This window comes from Leptolyngbya sp. BC1307, assembly GCF_002286735.1.
GTDB lineage: Bacteria > Cyanobacteriota > Cyanobacteriia > Phormidesmidales > Phormidesmidaceae > Phormidesmis.
The window spans coordinates 1-1185 of record NZ_NRTA01000149.1; the positions used below are offsets into that span (position 1 = coordinate 1).

The 1185-nt window shown below is 50.0% G+C and carries 2 protein-coding genes; both read right to left on the bottom strand.

The window, feature by feature from the left end; genetic code table 11:
• Positions 1 to 509 (bottom strand): ISAs1 family transposase (locus CKL79_RS22460; protein WP_170944174.1); only part of this gene is annotated, 509 nt, incomplete at its 3' end.
• The gene (locus tag CKL79_RS22465) at positions 496 to 1119 is read right to left on the bottom strand and encodes an ISAs1 family transposase (protein ID WP_121971713.1); all 624 of its coding nucleotides are present in this window, start codon (positions 1117 to 1119) and stop codon (positions 496 to 498) included. The genes CKL79_RS22460 and CKL79_RS22465, both read right to left, overlap by 14 nt.
• Between the last annotated feature and the right edge of the window lie 66 nt (positions 1120 to 1185).

Below are 1185 nucleotides of genomic sequence, written 5' to 3' on the forward strand. Positions count from 1 at the left end.
AAGCCAAACTGGCAACAGCGCTGAGCTTGAGCCATGTTGACAAACGCATTGTCACGGTAGACGTTGAGCGCAAAATTGCGTGCCACCGCAAAGATTTGCGGCAGTTGATGCATCCGAATGCGCGAAGCATCTTCGCCTTGCGTCACATCGCGAACATAGTGAACCTTGTTCTCCACTCCCCAATAGCCTCGAATTCGGTTGGCAGTCTCAGCCACTGGTTCTATGAAAGAAGCCACGTAGTAACGTGTTTCTTTGGAGTAGTGCTCAAGTCCTTTAACTGTGAAGCGCCGCTCGCTCTCTACGCGGATAAGTGTTTTGAGTCCCGGCCAAGGTTTAATATTCTCTAACTGATGACATAGGCTGACAACTCGCTTTTCCCAGCGCCCATGACCTTCACTGATATCGATATGAACTTGTGGCTGGGAAAAATGAGTCTCAACATCTTTGAGCAAGTTACCCTGGTTACCTTTGAGTGCACCGAGGTAGTGATTGCCACTATCGACAATCAACTGACATGTTTTTTTGGGTGCTGATGGCATCAAAGGCAATCACAACACCTTTAAGTGCGAGCTGCTCAATGAACTCAGGCAGCGCCTTAATCTCGTTGGTTTTGCTATCTACCTGATGCGGTTCGAGAATCAGCCCACGTTCAACAATGTATGCACTCACCAATAGAATGGCCGGATGAGGCGGGGACTCGGGGTTGTTCGTCTCTATTTGATATGACCCACGCAGTTGCTTACCATCCATCGCCAGCGTCTCCCCTGGTAGCGGCTCGACAGCAAAGAAGCGAGCTAACGCCGCTGAGTACTGTTTGTAGTCGAGCGTCAATAACACTCGCCGAATAGTGCTGTATGAAGGCAGTCTCCGCTTGGGTGGGTTAAATAACTCGATGAGTTCCGCTTGATAGCTCTTGAGCCAATCTCCTATCGCTAGAAAGCCTTGGTTCCCGGCGGCGATTGCCAGCGTAAACAAGGCGAGGCATAGCGCTATGTCATGCCGTTTACCTAAGCTATGGCGCGTATCAGGAATCTCTGAAAAGGCAGCTAGAATCTCAATCTGCTCAGCGTGCGAGCCGAATTGACCCGTTGCAGGCAGCGTTGCTGTAGATAAGCTCATGAGTCATCCGACGAAAGGGCTAGATGCTAAACGTTAACTCACTTCCATGAAAATGAAATGGCCCTG